Origin of the sequence: Pseudomonas saponiphila, from assembly GCF_900105185.1 — a bacterium.
Lineage (GTDB): Bacteria > Pseudomonadota > Gammaproteobacteria > Pseudomonadales > Pseudomonadaceae > Aquipseudomonas > Aquipseudomonas saponiphila.
This window is the reverse complement of the sequence record NZ_FNTJ01000001.1, coordinates 954,164-970,309: the sequence shown is the minus strand read 5'-3', so window position 1 is coordinate 970,309 and position 16,146 is coordinate 954,164. Positions and strand designations below refer to the sequence as shown.

Here is a 16,146-nt window from a genome sequence, read left to right as displayed (position 1 = left end):
TTGCCGGCGAAAGCGTCAGCGAAAGTGCAGCGTTGGATCAGGACTTCTTGGCCTGCTGATACAACGGCATCACCTTGGGAATCGCCGCCTGCAAAGACGCGATACGGCTGCTGGAAGCCGGGTGAGTGCTCATGAACTCAGGCGGCGCCGAACCACCAGCCGCCTGGCCCATCTTGTTCCACAGGCTGATGGCGGCATTCGGGTTGTAGCCGGCACGCGCGGCCAGCTCCAGGCCGATCAGGTCCGCCTCGTTTTCGTTCTCGCGGCTGTTGGGCAGGGTCATCAGCAGGTTCACGCCGTTATCGCCCAGGGCAACGGTTTCCTGCGACACACCGAACAGGGTAGCGATCTGCTTGCCGGCACCGACCGCGTACTGCTTGGACATCGCCTCGCGACCATGCTCGCGCAGGGCGTGGGCAATCTCGTGGCCCATGACCGCGGCGATTTCATCGTCGGTCAGGTTGAGTTTTTCGATCAGGCCGGAGTAGAAAATGATCTTGCCGCCAGGACCGCAGTTGGCGTTGAGCTCATCGCTCTTGATCAGATTGACTTCCCACTTCCACTGCGCGCAGTCGGGGCGAAAGGTTGGCGCCTGAGCGATCAGACGGTTGGCAATCACCTGCAGGCGCTTGGCGTTGGCACTGGTCTTGTCCAGCACGCCCTGGCTGCTGGCCTCACCCAGGGTCTCCTGGTAGGACTGGGCGTAGGACTGATTGACCTCGGCACTGGACACCATGCTGAACATGGACTGCTTGCGATCCACACCCACCACGCCACCGCTGGTGGTATTGACCGTTTCACAACCGGTCAGGAGAACAGCAGCACTCAGAGCGCACACCAGTAACGACTTCTTCATCATGAAACCTCCCTGAAAACGTGGCGCGTATCCTAAGGGCGGAACTGTATCCGCGCCAGATGTAAAACACCCATTGAGTCGCATTTCAGATACCGCTCGGTCGCTGAAGGAAAAAATTCACAGTTCGCTCCAGGCCGCCAGCGGCCCGCGCGCGCCCCCTCCAATAACGACATGCATCACTCTGAAACAGTCATTTGTGCACTCAAGGCTAATGACCCGCGAGGCTGCGGCCGATACAGCACAGCAGACCTCAATTCCTGCGCCCGGAGCCTCTATGAAGTTCAAGTCGATCCAGTTTTCCGTGGCCGCCCTGGCCGGAGCCATCGTTCTCAGCGTGGTCGCAGCCCTGGTGCTGTATGCCCTGTTCTCCGGAGCCAGGACCCAGCACATGGTGCAAGAACGCACCCAGGCCCAGTTCGAGCAGGTGATCGAGCAGCGCCTGAGCGGCCTGGCCCAGACCCAGGTCAGCCAGATCCAGCGCGAACTCGAAGCGCCGCTGCTGATTGCCGGCGGCCTGGTGCGGGTCAACGCCCTGCTCGGCACCGCGGATGCGCAAGGCCACGCCGGCCTCAGCCTGAGCCGGGAACAGCTGATCGCGCTGGTCAAGGAAAACGTCACCCAGAACCCGAAGATCCTCGGCGCCTACATCGCCTGGGAGCCCAATGCCATCGACCACAACGACGCGGCCTATGTCGGCACCTCGGTGGTGGGCATCGACACCACCAACGGGCGCTTCCTACCTTGGTGGTTCCGCAACGAAGACGGCAGCCTGGGCCTGGACAAACTGGCCGACGTCAACGACAGAACCCTGCTCTCCACCGGCGTGCGCACCAGCGAGTACTACCTGTGCTCACAGGACAGTCTCAAGTCCTGCGTCATCGACCCCGCTCCGTACAAGGTCGGCGACAAGGTGGTGATGCTCGCCTCCTTTATTCAACCCATTCTGCTCAACGGCAAGTTCCAGGGCATCGTCGGCGCCGACCTGTCGGTGAACTTCATCCAGGACATGCTGGTGGGCGCCAATCAGAAGCTCTACGGCGGAGCCGGTGAGATGGCGCTGATTGGCGGCAACGGTCGCCTGGTGGCCTACACCAAGGATTCGAGCAAGTTCGGCGAGAAAGTCAGCGATGTGCTGCCCCCGGACGCGGTGGCCAGGCTGTCCGGCCTCAAGCGCGGCGAAGTGACCTACAACGTCGACCAGGCCAACGGCAAGATTGCCCTGTACCTGCCGTTCGGCATCGGCCAGACCGACGCCAACTGGACCCTGATGCTGCAACTGCCCCTTGGGGCGGTGATGGCTGATCTGAACACCCTGCAGAATGATCTGGCCGAACAGCGCAAGGCCGACACGTTCGGCATGGCCATGGTCGGCCTGCTCATAGCCGGCCTCGGCCTGCTGGTGATCTGGCTGGTGGGCCATGGCATCGCCCGGCCACTGCGGCAGATGGTGGCCATGCTCGACGACATCGCCCAGGGCGAAGGCGACCTGACCCGGCGCCTGACCAGCGACCGCGCCGACGAGCTGGGCTCCATTGCCAAGGGTTTCAATACCTTCCTGGCCAAGCTGCAGGCGATGATCAGCCAGGTGGTGACCTCGGTGCAGAGCGTCAGCGACTCCTCGGAACACACCGCCGACATCGCCATTCGCACCAACCAGGGCGTGCATAAACAGATGGTGGAAATCGATCAGGTGGCCACCGCGGTGCACGAGATGACCGCCACCGCCCAGGATGTGGCGCGCAACGCGACCCAGGCCGCACAAGCCGCCAGCCATGCCGACCAGGCCGCCAGCCAGGGCATGCAGATCGTACGCGACACCTCCAGCGCCATTGGCGCCCTGGCCGAGGAAATCGGCCGCGCGGTAGGCGTGGTGCAAACCCTGGCCAAGGACAGCGAGAACATCAACGCCATCCTGATCGCCATTCGCGGCATCGCCGAACAGACCAACCTGCTGGCCCTCAACGCGGCGATCGAGGCCGCCCGGGCCGGCGAACAGGGTCGCGGCTTCGCCGTGGTCGCCGACGAGGTGCGCAACCTGGCGCAGAAGACCCAGCAGGCCACGGAAGAAATCCAGTCGATGATCCAGCAACTGCAGCAGGGCACCCGGGAAGTGGTACGGGTCATGGAAGACAGCCAGCACAAGACCGACCAGAGCGTGGAGCATGCGGCCAAGGCCGCCCAGGCCCTGGAAACCATCACTCAGGCCGTGTCGGTGATCAACGACATGAACACCCAGATCGCCAGCGCCGCCGAGGAGCAGAGCGCCGTGGCCGAAGACATCAACCGCAACGTGATCAACATCGGCCAGGTGGCCAACGAAGTGGCCGGCGGCGCCGACGAGTCCAGCGCAGCCAGCGCCGGGCTGACCAAGCTGGCGGAGCAACAACGGCGCCTGATCAATCAGTTCAAGGTGTAACCCACGAACCTGTAGGAGCCGGCTTGCCGGCGAAAGCGATCTGGGTTTGGACAGGAACCAGGAGATCTCTTCGCGGGCAAGTCTGCTCCTACGCGGGGGTCAGGCACTCGGGGCCGTTGAGCTTGGGGTCGTTGACCAGATTGGCCAGCACCCGCTCGCGCAAGGCGGCGGGCGGGCTGGCAAGCAAGGCCTGCAGCACATGCAGAGGAGTCTGCGGATCGAGCCAGGCGTCCTGGCCGGCGGCGTCGAGGATCAGCGGGCGGCGCAGATTGGCTGCGGCCTGCGTCACCACCGCCGTACTCAACCAGACCTGCTCCTGCACCGGATAGGCCTCCCAGATCGCGGCAAAGAAGATCGACGAACCCTCCCCCGGCGTCAGCCAATAAGGCCGCTTGCGACTGCCGCCACGCCACTCATAGAAACCGTTGGCCGGCAGCAGGCAACGCCGCTCGCGAAACGCCTGGCGAAACATCGGCTGCTCGGCCAGGGTTTCCGCCCGGGCATGGGCCGGGGTACGCGACAGATCGGTGAGCCACGCCGGCGTCAGCCCCCAACGGGCCCGGGCCAGGGTGCGCTGGCCGTTTTCAGCGCGCTGGATCAGCACCGAATCATTGGGCGAGATATTCCACTGCGCGCGCTGATCCTCGGGAAATCCCGGCAAGGCGGCAAAGGCGGGGTTCCAGCGAAACAGGGCATAACGTCCACACATGGGGCAATACAACTCTCGGCAAATCGGCGCTCAGCCTAACAGACCAGCACCCCGGCGAAGCTGTCCGGTTCGTCAAAGGGCAATGGCAGGGCCGCATTGTACGCAGCGATCAGCGCGCGTGCCTGCTGCGCCTGATGGTCGTGCACCGACAGCCCCAGCAACCCGAACAACGGCAGTTCCCCGGCCCCGCCGAGCAGATCGCGCCCCTGGAGGTGGGACTCGATGCCCTCGCTGGCCAGCATGCCCTGGAGCAACTCGCCTTCCATCAGGTTTTCCGGCTCGTAGATGCGCTGCATGAGAGCCTCTCCCCGTCAGTCGTTTTCACTGTGGACGTCGAGCATCCATTCCCGGCCATCGGTCTGCAGCGTGAAGACTATCGGCCGGCAGCATACCGGGCAGTCTTCAATGTAGGTCTGGTCGCCAGCGGACAGGTCCAGGACCGCTTCCGCCTGTTCGCCACAGTAAGGGCACTGATAATGGTCGGTTTCCAGCATCGCCGTCTCCAGAGTGACTTATGCGTATAATCGCCGGTCTATTTGCAGGGCTTTTTTGTCTGATCCGCATTTTCAGACCGCGCCCGGCTTTTTTTCGATCCGAACCTTTACTTACCCTAGCCGTTTCTAACAAGAGAGCATGATGGGCGAATTCGATGCCATCCGACCTTACCACGACAGCGAAGTACCAGCGGTGCTGGCCCGGCTGCTCAGCGACAAGGCGTTTCTAGATATCCTCACCCACTTTCGCTTCCCGCGTTTTGCCAACACGTTCGGCTGGCTGCTAAAACCCCTGATCGCCCATCGCCTGCGCCGCGAGTTCGCCGGAGTCACTTCGGTGGCGACCTTGCAGGACAAGGTCGAGTTCTATGTCGACCACACCATCGAGCGCGCCACCGACGGCGTGACCTACACCGGCGTCGAGCAGCTCAAATCGGGCACCGCCTATGTGTTCCTGGCCAACCATCGCGACATCGTCATGGACCCGGCCTTCGTCAACTACGCGGTGTATCACGCCGGCCTGCCGACGCCACGCATCGCCATTGGCGACAACCTGCTGCAGAAGCCGTTTGTCAGCGACCTGATGCGCCTGAACAAGAGTTTCATCGTGCACCGCTCCATCAGCGGGCGCCGGGAAAAACTCGCGGCCTACCAGTTGCTTTCGGCCTATATCAACCACTCGATCCGCAACGACGGCCAGTCGATCTGGATCGCCCAGGCTGAAGGCCGGGCCAAGGATGGCGACGACCGCACCGAGTCGGCGATCCTCAAGATGTTCCACATGAGCCGCAAGGACGAGCCGTTTGGCGAGGTGATCCGCTCGCTGAACCTGACCCCGGTGTCCATCAGCTACGAATACGACCCTTGCGACCAGGCCAAGGCTCGCGAGCTGTTTATCCGCGCCACCACCGGCAGCTACACCAAGGCCCCGGGCGAGGACGACGTGAGCATTGCCAAGGGCATCACCGGCTACAAGGGCCGGGTCCACGTGAACTTCGCCGCTCCCGTCAGCGCCCTGTTCGAAGACACCAAGCAACTGGCGATGGAAATGGACCGGCAGATTCTCGGCGGCTACCGCCTGTTCCCGGTGCACTACCTGGCCTACGCCCAGTGGAGCGACGCCGACCCGCAACTGCAGGTTCCGGCCGCCGCCGAGGTGTTCCCGGCGCAGGAACTGGCCAAGGCCAAGGAAGAATGGCAGCGCCGACTGGATGCCTGTCCGCCGGAGCACCGCCCTTATCTGGTGCTGCAGTACGCCAACCCGGTACGCAACCAGTATCGGGTCAAGGCCGGCCTGCCGCTGTAAGCGCGGCCCCGCAACGCACAACGGCGCCCATGGGCGCCGTTGTCGTCTCTGCAGTGCAGGCTGGATCAGAAACGCGTACTGATCCAGGACACCAGCAGCGCCAGCCCCAGGCAGGCGAAACCGAAACGATAGAAGAAACGATTGATGCGCAAAGTGGCGGGATCCAGCATCAGCAGCGGCTGATCCACGGCCCGGTCTTCACTCTGGGTGGCGAGGTTGGCCAGGGCCCGCTGCTCGCGGCGGCGGGTGGCATGCAGCAACCAGCTGCCCGGGCAGGCGAACAACAGGGCCAGCAGGTTGATCAATTTGGCGGGGTGGGCGTTGAACATCGACCAGATCAGTTGCAGCGACATCATGAACCTCGAAGGAAAACCGCATTCGGGTCGTCGAGTGAACCCGCGCGCGGATTCTACTCAATCCCCGTCGAATCGCGGGGGCCTTTCCGACCAGTAACGAGGCACGGGGCAATTAATTTAAAGCGTCATCTTTTCGTCATCCAAACAAGCCAGTCTGGCGCCCCTCGAAACCCACGGAGCTTGTCATGCTGCACGCAGAAAACCAGGATCGCCTCTACCTGATCACCCCCAGCGAAGAACAGCAGGCGCTGGTGGGCGCCCTGGCCTTCAATGTTCAGGACCGGCACTGGCTGGTGTATTGCGCACTGGGTGGGCATCAGCACGCGGATCTCCCGGAAACCGACCTGCTGACGGGCATCAGCATGCTGGACCTATACGTCGAGGCAGCCTGAAACACGACCAGCAAAAAGCCCGGTTCCCTGAAGGGCAACCGGGCTTCTGTCGACTGGGTCGGCAACGGCCCCAGGTCCGTTGCAGCGCCTTATTCGCCGAGGATCTGACCGATGGTCGGGTCCTTGAACAGGCGGGTCAGCGCATCGCTCAACACATCACCCACCAGCTTGGTGTTGGTGTCCTGGTTCGGCGCCATGCCGAAACGCTGGTCCAGGGACGCGCCATAGCGACCGCTGTAGCGGCGGTTGGCGTTTTGCACATCGGAACGGAAGGTCGCGCCGATGGTGGCCTCGGTCACGTACAGGCCTTCTTTAGGCGACTGGTACTTGAGCTCGGCCAGGGTCACGGTCAATTGCGGAGCGTTGCTGCCGCCAGCCGTCGGGGTGAAGCCCAGCAGGCGCACCGCCGCTTCGGCCTGGGCCTGCAGCTTCGGCAGGATCTGCGCGCTCTGCACGGTAATGGCGCTGGTTTCCGGATACAGGCCGCCACGGGTGCCCAGGGTCGGCGAAGGACGTCCATCCACCACCTTCACCACCACCGGCTGACCATGGCCGACGGGCGCCAGCTGAGTGGTGAGCTTCGGCTCCGGGCTCAGTTGTTGCGGGCTGTGGGCGCAACCCACCAGCGACAGGCTGGTCACAGTGATCAAACCGAACAACAGGCGTTGCAACATGCTCATCTCTCCAGGAATCAGGCACAAACAGGCCCGCAGTATAGCGGTGCACAACCGCGACGAACCAGCGTCGGGCACGAGTTAGTCAAGACTCAGACAGGTGCTGTAAAAACGGGTTCCTGTAACCTGCCTTTCACCCGCGATACATCAGGATGCAACGACTCAAGGACATTCTTATCGTCAATGACACAATCAGGTGCCTGGTCATGAACTTCCTTCGCTCACTGTTCGCCCCGCGTCAGTCATTTCGCAGCTTCGCCTTGCTCGACAGCCAGGGACGCTGCCAGGCCTTCAAGCATTGTCTCGCCGTCCCGGTGGGCGACGGCTGGGTGGAAATCCAGGAAGTTCGCCTGAACTGGTTGCACCAGCCATTGCCCGCCAGTGCCCGGATCAGCCCACACAGCACCGGCCCTGTGGTGCAACCGATACTGGCCACCTGACCAACAACCTAATAAAAGTCACGAAACAGGATCATTTCTGCGCATTTCTTCGTTACAATCTCCCCCCGATTATAAGGACGTCTCCTGATCGGGCCTCGCAGTACCGCCAACGCCACTGCATTGGCACCCCGCACCGCCCACAGAGAGCCGCCCACACAGATCGAGTGAAGCTGGCGTGCTTGCTGTACCACCTTGCAAACCTCCACTTTTCGCGAATCTGCAGAGCTGCCATTGCTCGGCCACTGAAATTTGCCCGTTGTGCCCGCGTGCCTTGCATGCCGGCAACACCGCTCGGGCCAGGTGCCAGGCCGAGGCAGCCCTTTTTTGAGGTTCACGTCTTCAAAAGAGCGTGAAAAAACGGGTTTTCACAACTTCACAAGAGTGTGGCGAGCAAATGAATAGTTTTGCGTCTGAACTGGCACCATTGGCCTCTACAACAGCCCGATTACACAGGACCGAGCACTCCTCAAGAACTGGTGCTTGAAGCCTGTCCGCTGACGGATTTGGTTGCACGAGCGGATGTATCGACCATAAGTCGAATTGCCCGAGGCGCCCCGAGATGCGTTCATATGCACCTTGAGGCCCGGTTGGCAGCGTCCGCAGTAGTTGCAAAGAATTGCGAAGATTCGGACATGGCGATCCTGGCCATGGGTAACCTGGGGCATAACGTGAACCGCCCCGTCACTCCTGGCAGCCATGCCGTCAATTTGGTGCTGCAGATTTTGGAGACGCGTTAATGGCGCATAACGAAGCAGTAGACGTCGTATTGGTCGGGGCCGGCATCATGAGTGCCACCCTTGCTGTACTGCTCAAAGAGCTCGACCCCGCAATCAAGCTGGAAGTCGTCGAGCTGATGGATTCGGGTGCCGCGGAGAGTTCCAACCCGTGGAACAACGCCGGTACCGGCCACGCAGGCCTCTGTGAGCTGAACTACACGCCACAGGCCGCCGATGGCAGCATCGACATCAAGAAAGCCGTGCACATCAATACCCAGTTCGAAGTGTCGAAACAGTTCTGGTCCTACCTGACCAAGAAAGGCACCTTCGGCTCGTCCAAGTCCTTCATCAGCCCGGTGCCGCACCTGAGCTTCGTGCAGGGCGACAAAGGTGTGTCCTTCCTCAAGAAGCGCTTTGAAGTGCTGAGCCAGCACCACGCCTTCGCCGACATGGAATACACCGAAGACAAAGCCAAGATGGCCGAGTGGATGCCGCTGATGATGCCGGGCCGCCCGGCGGACGAAACCATCGCCGCCACGCGCGTGATCAATGGCACCGACGTCAACTTCGGCGCCCTGACCAACCAGTTGCTCAAGCACCTGACCAGCGCCCCCGATGCCCAGGTCAAGTACTGCAAGCGCGTGACCGGCCTCAAGCGCAACAAGGACAACGGCTGGACCGTGAGCATCAAGGACGTCAACAGCGGCAACAGCCGCGAAGTCGACGCCAAGTTCGTGTTCCTCGGCGCCGGTGGCGCGGCCCTGCCGCTGCTGCAGGCTTCCGGCATTGAAGAAAGCAAGGGCTTTGGCGGCTTCCCGGTGAGCGGCCAGTGGCTGCGTTGCGACAACCCGGAAGTGGTCAAGCAGCACCAGGCCAAGGTCTACAGCCAGGCCGCCGTGGGTTCGCCACCGATGTCGGTGCCGCACCTGGACACCCGCGTGGTCGACGGCAAGAAGTCCCTGCTGTTCGGACCTTATGCCGGCTTCACCACCAAGTTCCTCAAGCACGGCTCGTTCCTCGACCTGCCGATGTCGGTTCGCGCCGGCAACATCGGCCCGATGCTGGCCGTGGCCCGGGACAACATGGACCTGACCAAGTACCTGGTCAGCGAAGTCATGCAGTCCATGGAACAACGCCTGGAATCCCTGCGCCGCTTCTACCCCGAGGCCAAGGCCGAGGACTGGCGCCTGGAAGTGGCCGGGCAACGGGTACAGATCATCAAGAAAGACCCGAAGAAAGGCGGCATCCTGCAGTTCGGCACCGAACTGGTAGCAGCCAAGGACGGTTCCCTGGCCGCCCTGCTCGGCGCATCTCCGGGCGCTTCGGTGACCGTGTCGATCATGCTGGAACTGATCGAACGCTGCTTCCCGACCAAGGCCAGCGGCGAATGGGCCGCCAAGCTCAAGGAAATTTTCCCGGCGCGGGAGAAGGCCCTGGAAACCGACGCGGCGCTGTATCACAAGATCAACAGCGAAAATAACCTGAGCCTGGAGCTGGTCGAGCCAAGCAAGGAAACCGAAAGCTGCGCCTGATCTGCCGCCCATAAAAAACGCCCCGGCCTGCAAAGGACGGGGCGTTTTTTTTCGCCTGCTGAACGACTCAACCGCGAGCGTTGTTGATCAGCTCGATGTAGTCGGCGGCGTTGCGCTGATCCTTGATCAGGTCAACGAAGGTCTGGCCGTGCTCATCCTTGCCGTCCAGATCCAGGCCGGCGGCGAGGAAGAAGACCAGGAAACGCTCGAAATCGTCGATGCGCAGGCCACGATAGGCCTTGATCAGCTTGTGCAGGGACGGCGAAGTGGCGTCGACCGGCTCGAAATCGAGGAACAACTTGATCTGCTCGTCGCTGATCTCGTCACCAATCACTTGTTTCTTATCTTTACGCATTGCCGACTCCAGCTCGCAGACATTACACGGGGCCGGCAGTTTACCCTCAGCCTGCCTCGGGCCTCAACGCGGACGCACACTGCCGGTATGCAAGTCGGCCCAGATATGGCCATTGGCGTAGCTGAGGAACTGGCAATACACAGTGTCGTTACGCAACAGGTCCATCACCGCCCGATACTGAGCCAGGGGGTAATAGAGGGTCAGGGTCCTGGTCTTGGCGTCGTACTGGGGCTTTTTCAGGCTTTTGCTCTCACCGTCGAAATTCACCAGCACTTGGCTGATGGTGGCGCCCTTGTTCAGCGGCTTGCCCTTGAGCCGCACCCACACCGGCGATGTCACCGGAATCGGCTGCTGATTGGATTGACGCTGGCTGCCGATTACCACCGAATACTCGGTGACCTGCAACAGCTGCTGCTGTTCAGGAACCGAGTCGCGAAGAGTCAGGTCATCAGGCGGCAGAAACTGCCCGTGCAGAGGCGCCGGGGCAGCTGCCAGGGGCAGGCTCAAGCTCAGAAGAAGGGCCGCGCTAGTGCGAATCAACAGGCTCATGACAGGCTCCAATCAAGGGCTGAGCACTCTAGCACGGGTTTTCGCTGCAAATCCTCACGACCTGTGATCGCAACGCAGGCTGCGCAGACACCCTCAGTCGAACTGAGCGCGCATCCAGGCCTGGTATTCGGCGACCCCGGGATCACCTTCCCGGGGCGCCCAAGCGGCCTGTTCGCCTTCACCGACCGGACGATAAGGACCGGCCTTGCATTCGAACATCAGGCTGTCGGCTTCAAGCGCCACCAGGCCATGGAAGACTCCGGCCGGCAGATCGACCCCGACACAGTCACCACCAGCCTGCAAGACGCGCTTGCCCATTACCTGGCCCGCCTCATCGAAAATCAGCACGCCCAGCCGCCCCTTGAGCACCAGCAGTGTCTCGGCCTTGTCGGCACTCAGGTGCCGGTGCGGTGGAACATAGGTCGAGGGTTGCAGCGCCACCGCCATGCGATGGCAAGGCTCTTCCATGGCGTGGAAGTTGTGATGCTGGCGCCCACGGGGATTGGCCGCGGCCTTCTCAGCCAGGTCGCTGAACAACGCTTGATCGAGAAAGCTTGGCCCGGTCATGTCTTACATCCCTTTCACGGCATAGATGCCGGCGGCGTTGCGCCAGTAGCCCTTGTAGTCCATACCGTAGCCGAAGACGTAACGGTCGACGCAAGGCAGGCCCATGTAGTCGGCCTTGAGGTCCGGACGGGCCTTGCGATCGTGTTCCTTGTCGATCAGCACCGCCGTGTGCACGGCGCGGGCACCGGCGTGTTTGCAGAAGTCGATGATCGCGCCCAGGGTGTGACCTTCATCGAGGATGTCATCGATGATCAGCACGTCGCGGTCAATAAAGGAGACTTCCGGCTTGGACTTCCAGAACAGCTCGCCACCGCTGGTTTCGTTGCGATAACGGGTGGCGTGCAGGTAGGAGGCTTCCAGGGGGAACTGCAGGTGAGTCAGCAGTTTGCCTGCGAAGATCAGGCCACCATTCATGACGCAGAACACCACCGGATTGCGCTCAGCCAGTTCTTCAGTGATTTGTGCACCGACACGGGCGATGGCCGCCTCGACTTCAGCTTCGGTGTACAGGCAGTCAGCCTCGCGCATGATTTGACGGATATGCTCGAGATCAGCGGACATGGCGCTCTCCAAGGGGGTGGCAGTTTCGGAAAAGCGGGCAAAGGTACGCATCCGGCCCGATCAGATCAAGCGTTTCTGGACTAACGTACTTTATGTCTATAGGACAACCACCCCGGATAGATTAATCTAGGCCGTTTTTTTTGCCCGCCGCCGGAGCCTTTCCCTATGCCCATCCGTGAGATCCGCCATCCGCTGATCCGACACAAACTTGGCCTTATGCGCCGCGCAGACATTAGCACGAAGAACTTTCGCGAGCTCGCTCAGGAAGTCGGTGCCCTGTTGACGTACGAAGCCACCAAAGACCTGCCCCTGGAAAGCTATGAAATCCCGGGCTGGTGCGGCCCGGTCCAGGTCGAAAAGATCGCCGGCAAGAAGATTACCGTGGTGCCGATCCTGCGCGCCGGTATCGGCATGCTCGAAGGCGTGCTGAGCCTGATCCCGGGCGCCAAGGTCAGCGCCGTGGGCGTGGCCCGCAACGAGGAAACCCTGCAGGCCCATACCTACCTGGAAAAACTGGTACCGGAGATCGACGAGCGCCTGGCGATGATCATCGACCCGATGCTGGCCACCGGCAGCTCCATGGTCGCCACCATCGACCTGCTGAAAAAAGCCGGCTGCCGCGACATCCGCGCCATGGTCCTGGTGGCCGCTCCCGAAGGCATCGCCGCCGTGGAACAGGCGCACCCTGACGTGACCATCTACACCGCGTCCATCGATCAGAAGCTCAACGAACATGGCTACATCATTCCTGGCCTGGGTGATGCCGGTGACAAGATCTTCGGCACCAAGCAGAAGGACTCCTGATCATGCAGGATGAGTTCAACGATCCGCTCTGGCGCCAGGTGCTGTCTGGTGCGCAGATGCTTTTCGTGGCCTTTGGCGCCCTGGTGTTGATGCCGCTGATTACCGGTCTTGACCCGAACGTGGCGCTGTTCACGGCGGGTCTCGGAACTCTGTTGTTCCAACTGGTAACCGGGCGCCAGGTGCCGGTATTCCTGGCGTCGAGCTTTGCCTTCATCACCCCGATCATTCTTGCCAAGGGCCAGTTCGGCCTGGCGGCGACCATGGGCGGCGTGATGGCGGCCGGCTTCGTCTACACCTTTCTCGGCCTGGCAGTGAAGATCAAGGGCACAGGTTTCATCGATCGCCTGCTGCCACCGGTGGTCATTGGTCCGGTGATCATCTCCATCGGCCTGGCCATGGCCCCCATCGCCGCCAACATGGCCATGGGCAAGGCCGGTGACGGTAGCGAGCTGATCCATTACCAGACGGCCATGATGATCTCCATGCCGGCGCTGCTCACCACGCTGATCGTGGCGGTGTTCGGCAAGGGCATCTTCCGTCTGGTGCCGATCATTTCCGGGGTATTGGTGGGCTTTGCCCTGTCCTTCTACTTCGGCGTGGTGGACACCGCGAAGATCGCCGCCGCGCCCTGGCTGGCACTGCCACACTTCACCGCACCGGAGTTCAACTGGCAGGCGATCCTGTTCATTGTTCCTGTGGCCCTGGCTCCGGCCATCGAACACATCGGCGGGGTGATTGCCGTGGGCAGTGTCACCGGTCGCGACTACCTGAAGAAGCCCGGCCTGCATCGCACCCTGTTCGGTGACGGCATCGCCACCACCGCAGCCGGCCTGTTCGGCGGCCCGCCCAACACCACCTACGCCGAAGTCACTGGCGCAGTGATGCTGACCAAGAACTACAACCCGAAAATCATGACCTGGGCGGCGGTCTTCGCCATCTCCCTGGCCTTTATCGGCAAGTTCGGCGCCCTGCTGCAAAGCATTCCAGTGCCCGTGATGGGCGGGATTCTCTGCCTGCTGTTCGGGTCGATTGCCGCGGTGGGCATGAACACCCTGATCCGCCACAAGATCGATCTGGGCGAAGCCCGCAACCTGGTGATCGTCTCGGTGACCCTGGTGTTCGGGATTGGCGGCGTGCTGGTGGGAACCGGCACCGGTCCGGACGACTTCGGCCTCAAGGGCATCGCCCTGTGCGCCATCGTCGCCATCGCGCTGAACCTGGTACTGCCGGGTAATGACAGCTGGAAGAACAAGAAGGCCGACGAGCCTTTGATCTAAAGCACCTTCGCCGGCAAGCCGTCGCCTCGCAGGAGTCGACTTGCCGGCGAAGCCGCTTACAACGCCAACGGCGCCCGCGCGCACAAGGTGTTCAAGGCCTGCGCCCATTGCGGGTCGTCATTCAGGCACGGGATCAACAGCAGATCCTCGCCCCCCGCCTCACGGAACTGCTCGCGCCCGCGATCACCGATCTCCTCCAGAGTCTCGATGCAATCGGCGACAAACGCAGGACACATGACCATGAGCTTCTTCACGCCCTGCTTGGCCAGTTCATCAAGGCGCGTCTCGGTGTAGGGCTCGATCCACTTGGCCCGGCCCAAGCGCGACTGGAACGACACCGACCATGTGCCATCCGCCAGCCCCAGGTGCTCGGCCAGGGCCGATGCCGTTCGCAGGCACTGGGCGCGGTAACAGGTGGCCAGCACCGCGGGAGAAGCGTTGCGACAACAGTCGGCATCCTTGAAGCAATGCTGACCGGTAGGGTCGAGCTTGGTCAGGTGCCGCTCCGGCAGACCGTGGAAGCTCAGCAGCAGATGATCATGCTCCTGGGCCAGGTAAGGTCTGGCACTGGCCGCCAGGGCCTCGATGTACTCGGGCTGATCGTAGAACGGCTGCAGCACGCTGAACTGCACATCCAGCTTGCGCTCGCGCACCACGCGCCGGGCCTCTTCGATCACCGTGGTCACGGTGCTGTCGGCGAACTGTGGATAAAGCGGGGCCAGGGTGATTTTCTTCTGTCCCTGGGCCACCAGCTTGAGCAGCGCCGACTCGATCGAAGGTTCGCCGTAACGCATCGCCAGCTCTACCGGACCCTGCTTCCACTGCTCGCTCATCACCTGCTGCAAGCGGCGACTGAGCACCACCAGCGGCGAACCGTCTTCCCACCAGATCGAGGCGTAGGCATGGGCCGACTGCTCCGGGCGCTTGATCAGGATCAGCGACACCAATAACCGCCGCACCGGCCAGGGCAGGTCGATGACATAGGGGTCCATGAGGAACTGGTTGAGGTAGCGGCGCACATCTGCCACCGAAGTGGAGGCCGGCGAACCGAGATTGACCAGGAGCAACGCGTGATCGGTCATGCAACGTCCTATTTCAAAGGCGGCTGGCAATATCGTCCAGGGCCGCGGACAAATCAGTGAACTGGAAAGTGAATCCCGCCTCCAGCAAACGCGCGGGAACGGCACGCTGGCCGCCCAGCAACAGCAACGACAACTCACCCAGGGCCAGGCGCAAGACAAAGCCCGGCAGCGGCATCAGCGCCGGCCGGTGCAGCACCCGCCCCAGGCTCTTGGCGAATTCGCGGTTGCGCACCGGCTTCGGCGCGCAGGCATTATAAGGACCCCGTGCCTCATCCTGATGCACAAGAAAATCAATCAGGGCAATTTGGTCGTCGATATGAATCCACGGCATCCACTGCCGACCGCTACCGATAGGGCCGCCTAGTCCCAGCTTGAATGGCAGCAGCAAGCGCGACAAAAAGCCGCCCTCGGCAGACAGCACCAAACCGGTGCGCACCAGCACCACACGCACCCCCATGGCTTCGGCACGCTGGGCCGTTTCTTCCCAGGCGATGCACAGCTGGCTGGCAAAGTCTTCATTGACCGGTGGCGAATCCTCACTCAGTTCCCGCTCCCCTGCGTCGCCGTACCAGCCAACCGCCGACCCCGAAACCAGAACCTTGGGCTTGCTCTGGCGACTTTCGAGCCAGGCCAGCAGGGTTTCGGTGAGGGCAATACGGCTGCCCCACAGCAGCGCCTTGCGCTTGTGGGTCCAGGGCCGATCGGCGATCGGGGCTCCGGCCAGGTTGATCACCGCATCCAGCGGCGCCTGGTCCAGCTCTTGCAAAGTTCTGATGGCCCGCACTTGGGGGCCGCACAAAGCGGCCACTTTTTCGGGATGGCGCGTCCATACACTCAATTGGTGACCCTGGGCCTGCCAGTAACGACACAGCGCACGCCCGATCAAACCAGTACCGCCGGTCAGCAATATATGCATGACATCTTCCTCGCGTGGCGTTTTACCCGAATCACTAGTCTATTTTTATAAGCAGGGATCTTTTCAATCGGACAGGCTGTGATTTAACGATAGACAACCTGCACAACCGATGACGCCGAAAGCTATACCAAAAAACAATATTGT

The 16,146-nt window shown here is 61.9% G+C and carries 19 protein-coding genes and 1 pseudogene; 8 read left to right on the top strand and 12 right to left on the bottom strand.

Going from position 1 to position 16,146, the window contains the following annotated elements; translation table 11 throughout:
- Positions 1–37 precede the first annotated feature (37 nt).
- Complete coding sequence (locus tag BLV47_RS04635; RefSeq protein ID WP_092317037.1) at positions 38–856, bottom strand: M48 family metallopeptidase; 819 nt, start codon at positions 854–856, stop codon at positions 38–40.
- Between the two features lie 211 nt (positions 857–1,067).
- Here BLV47_RS04635 and BLV47_RS36895 point away from each other — a divergent pair.
- Positions 1,068–2,417: pseudogene (locus BLV47_RS36895) on the top strand (methyl-accepting chemotaxis protein); the annotation flags it as partial.
- 12 nt (positions 2,418–2,429) lie between these two features.
- On the top strand, positions 2,430–3,272 hold the full coding sequence (locus BLV47_RS36890; RefSeq protein ID WP_371261320.1) for a methyl-accepting chemotaxis protein: 843 nt from the start codon (positions 2,430–2,432) through the stop codon (positions 3,270–3,272).
- Positions 3,273–3,360: 88 nt separating this feature from the next.
- Here BLV47_RS36890 and BLV47_RS04625 read toward each other — a convergent pair whose 3' ends face one another.
- The 3 genes from BLV47_RS04625 to BLV47_RS04615 are packed head-to-tail and all read right to left on the bottom strand — an operon-like array spanning position 3,361 to position 4,475.
- Complete coding sequence (locus BLV47_RS04625) at positions 3,361–3,981, bottom strand: SOS response-associated peptidase (RefSeq protein WP_092310421.1); 621 nt, start codon at positions 3,979–3,981, stop codon at positions 3,361–3,363.
- Positions 3,982–4,016: 35 nt separating this feature from the next.
- Positions 4,017–4,277 (bottom strand): putative signal transducing protein, encoded by a 261-nt coding sequence (locus BLV47_RS04620; protein WP_092310418.1) that lies wholly within the window; start codon positions 4,275–4,277, stop codon positions 4,017–4,019.
- Positions 4,278–4,292: 15 nt separating this feature from the next.
- Positions 4,293–4,475, bottom strand: coding sequence for a CPXCG motif-containing cysteine-rich protein (locus tag BLV47_RS04615; RefSeq protein ID WP_016967048.1), 183 nt, complete (start codon positions 4,473–4,475; stop codon positions 4,293–4,295).
- Between the two features lie 139 nt (positions 4,476–4,614).
- On the opposite strand from BLV47_RS04615, the gene BLV47_RS04610 reads away from it, so the two are divergent.
- Entirely contained in the window at positions 4,615–5,781 is a 1,167-nt protein-coding gene (locus tag BLV47_RS04610; protein WP_092310415.1) for a 1-acyl-sn-glycerol-3-phosphate acyltransferase, read from the top strand.
- 65 nt (positions 5,782–5,846) lie between these two features.
- On the opposite strand, the gene BLV47_RS04605 is transcribed toward BLV47_RS04610, so the two are convergent.
- A complete protein-coding gene (locus BLV47_RS04605) occupies positions 5,847–6,134 on the bottom strand; it encodes a hypothetical protein (protein ID WP_177431187.1) in 288 nt (95 codons plus the stop codon).
- Between the two features lie 188 nt (positions 6,135–6,322).
- Between BLV47_RS04605 and BLV47_RS04600 the strand changes: the two genes are divergently transcribed.
- Positions 6,323–6,529, top strand: coding sequence for a hypothetical protein (locus BLV47_RS04600; protein WP_092310412.1), 207 nt, complete (start codon positions 6,323–6,325; stop codon positions 6,527–6,529).
- An 89-nt stretch (positions 6,530–6,618) separates the two neighbouring features.
- On the opposite strand, the gene BLV47_RS04595 is transcribed toward BLV47_RS04600, so the two are convergent.
- Positions 6,619–7,203, bottom strand: a complete 585-nt coding sequence (locus BLV47_RS04595; RefSeq protein ID WP_060841003.1) for a YajG family lipoprotein — start codon at positions 7,201–7,203, stop codon at positions 6,619–6,621.
- Positions 7,204–7,409: 206 nt separating this feature from the next.
- On the opposite strand from BLV47_RS04595, the gene BLV47_RS04590 reads away from it, so the two are divergent.
- Together BLV47_RS04590 and mqo are read left to right on the top strand one after the other, a co-directional pair.
- Positions 7,410–7,643, top strand: a complete 234-nt coding sequence (locus BLV47_RS04590; protein ID WP_092310409.1) for a hypothetical protein — start codon at positions 7,410–7,412, stop codon at positions 7,641–7,643.
- Positions 7,644–8,379: 736 nt separating this feature from the next.
- Positions 8,380–9,891, top strand: a complete 1,512-nt coding sequence (gene mqo, locus BLV47_RS04585) for a malate dehydrogenase (quinone) (protein WP_092310406.1) — start codon at positions 8,380–8,382, stop codon at positions 9,889–9,891.
- A gap of 67 nt (positions 9,892–9,958) precedes the next feature.
- Here the strand turns inward: mqo and BLV47_RS04580 are convergent, their stop codons facing one another.
- The 4 genes from BLV47_RS04580 to BLV47_RS04565 form a co-directional block, all read right to left on the bottom strand.
- On the bottom strand, positions 9,959–10,246 hold the full coding sequence (locus BLV47_RS04580; RefSeq protein ID WP_092310403.1) for a PA4642 family protein: 288 nt from the start codon (positions 10,244–10,246) through the stop codon (positions 9,959–9,961).
- Positions 10,247–10,309: 63 nt separating this feature from the next.
- Positions 10,310–10,795, bottom strand: a complete 486-nt coding sequence (locus BLV47_RS04575; RefSeq protein ID WP_016965965.1) for a hypothetical protein — start codon at positions 10,793–10,795, stop codon at positions 10,310–10,312.
- 93 nt (positions 10,796–10,888) lie between these two features.
- On the bottom strand, positions 10,889–11,362 hold the full coding sequence (locus BLV47_RS04570) for a WbuC family cupin fold metalloprotein (RefSeq protein WP_092310400.1): 474 nt from the start codon (positions 11,360–11,362) through the stop codon (positions 10,889–10,891).
- Between the two features lie 3 nt (positions 11,363–11,365).
- Positions 11,366–11,923, bottom strand: coding sequence for a hypoxanthine-guanine phosphoribosyltransferase (locus BLV47_RS04565; protein WP_042941423.1), 558 nt, complete (start codon positions 11,921–11,923; stop codon positions 11,366–11,368).
- A 165-nt stretch (positions 11,924–12,088) separates the two neighbouring features.
- Between BLV47_RS04565 and upp the strand changes: the two genes are divergently transcribed.
- Entirely contained in the window at positions 12,089–12,727 is a 639-nt protein-coding gene (upp, locus tag BLV47_RS04560; RefSeq protein WP_011063386.1) for a uracil phosphoribosyltransferase, read from the top strand.
- Between the two features lie 2 nt (positions 12,728–12,729).
- Positions 12,730–14,004, top strand: a complete 1,275-nt coding sequence (locus BLV47_RS04555) for a uracil-xanthine permease family protein (RefSeq protein ID WP_092310397.1) — start codon at positions 12,730–12,732, stop codon at positions 14,002–14,004.
- Positions 14,005–14,060: 56 nt separating this feature from the next.
- Here BLV47_RS04555 and hemH read toward each other — a convergent pair whose 3' ends face one another.
- Positions 14,061–15,086 carry a ferrochelatase gene (gene hemH, locus BLV47_RS04550; RefSeq protein WP_092310394.1) on the bottom strand — a complete coding sequence of 342 codons (1,026 nt, stop codon included), beginning with the start codon at positions 15,084–15,086 and terminating at the stop codon, positions 14,061–14,063.
- Positions 15,087–15,099: 13 nt separating this feature from the next.
- Positions 15,100–16,002, bottom strand: a complete 903-nt coding sequence (locus BLV47_RS04545) for a TIGR01777 family oxidoreductase (protein WP_092310391.1) — start codon at positions 16,000–16,002, stop codon at positions 15,100–15,102.
- Positions 16,003–16,146: the final 144 nt, after the last annotated feature.

What these genes read in the sequence shown, in the direction of transcription:
- BLV47_RS04635 (WP_092317037.1), bottom strand. Translation starts at nt 856, where the DNA reads ATGAAGAAGTCGTTACTGGTGTGCGCTCTGAGTGCTGCTGTTCTCCTG.
- BLV47_RS04545 (WP_092310391.1), bottom strand. Translation starts at nt 16,002, where the DNA reads ATGCATATATTGCTGACCGGCGGTACTGGTTTGATCGGGCGTGCGCTG.
- upp (WP_011063386.1), top strand. Translation starts at nt 12,089, where the DNA reads ATGCCCATCCGTGAGATCCGCCATCCGCTGATCCGACACAAACTTGGC.
- BLV47_RS04555 (WP_092310397.1), top strand. Translation starts at nt 12,730, where the DNA reads ATGCAGGATGAGTTCAACGATCCGCTCTGGCGCCAGGTGCTGTCTGGT.
- BLV47_RS04575 (WP_016965965.1), bottom strand. Translation starts at nt 10,795, where the DNA reads ATGAGCCTGTTGATTCGCACTAGCGCGGCCCTTCTTCTGAGCTTGAGC.
- mqo (WP_092310406.1), top strand. Translation starts at nt 8,380, where the DNA reads ATGGCGCATAACGAAGCAGTAGACGTCGTATTGGTCGGGGCCGGCATC.
- BLV47_RS04570 (WP_092310400.1), bottom strand. Translation starts at nt 11,362, where the DNA reads ATGACCGGGCCAAGCTTTCTCGATCAAGCGTTGTTCAGCGACCTGGCT.
- BLV47_RS04605 (WP_177431187.1), bottom strand. Translation starts at nt 6,134, where the DNA reads ATGTCGCTGCAACTGATCTGGTCGATGTTCAACGCCCACCCCGCCAAA.
- BLV47_RS04600 (WP_092310412.1), top strand. Translation starts at nt 6,323, where the DNA reads ATGCTGCACGCAGAAAACCAGGATCGCCTCTACCTGATCACCCCCAGC.
- BLV47_RS04620 (WP_092310418.1), bottom strand. Translation starts at nt 4,277, where the DNA reads ATGCAGCGCATCTACGAGCCGGAAAACCTGATGGAAGGCGAGTTGCTC.
- BLV47_RS04590 (WP_092310409.1), top strand. Translation starts at nt 7,410, where the DNA reads ATGAACTTCCTTCGCTCACTGTTCGCCCCGCGTCAGTCATTTCGCAGC.
- BLV47_RS36890 (WP_371261320.1), top strand. Translation starts at nt 2,430, where the DNA reads ATGATCAGCCAGGTGGTGACCTCGGTGCAGAGCGTCAGCGACTCCTCG.
- BLV47_RS04615 (WP_016967048.1), bottom strand. Translation starts at nt 4,475, where the DNA reads ATGCTGGAAACCGACCATTATCAGTGCCCTTACTGTGGCGAACAGGCG.
- BLV47_RS04580 (WP_092310403.1), bottom strand. Translation starts at nt 10,246, where the DNA reads ATGCGTAAAGATAAGAAACAAGTGATTGGTGACGAGATCAGCGACGAG.
- BLV47_RS04595 (WP_060841003.1), bottom strand. Translation starts at nt 7,203, where the DNA reads ATGTTGCAACGCCTGTTGTTCGGTTTGATCACTGTGACCAGCCTGTCG.
- BLV47_RS04610 (WP_092310415.1), top strand. Translation starts at nt 4,615, where the DNA reads ATGATGGGCGAATTCGATGCCATCCGACCTTACCACGACAGCGAAGTA.
- hemH (WP_092310394.1), bottom strand. Translation starts at nt 15,086, where the DNA reads ATGACCGATCACGCGTTGCTCCTGGTCAATCTCGGTTCGCCGGCCTCC.
- BLV47_RS04625 (WP_092310421.1), bottom strand. Translation starts at nt 3,981, where the DNA reads ATGTGTGGACGTTATGCCCTGTTTCGCTGGAACCCCGCCTTTGCCGCC.
- BLV47_RS04565 (WP_042941423.1), bottom strand. Translation starts at nt 11,923, where the DNA reads ATGTCCGCTGATCTCGAGCATATCCGTCAAATCATGCGCGAGGCTGAC.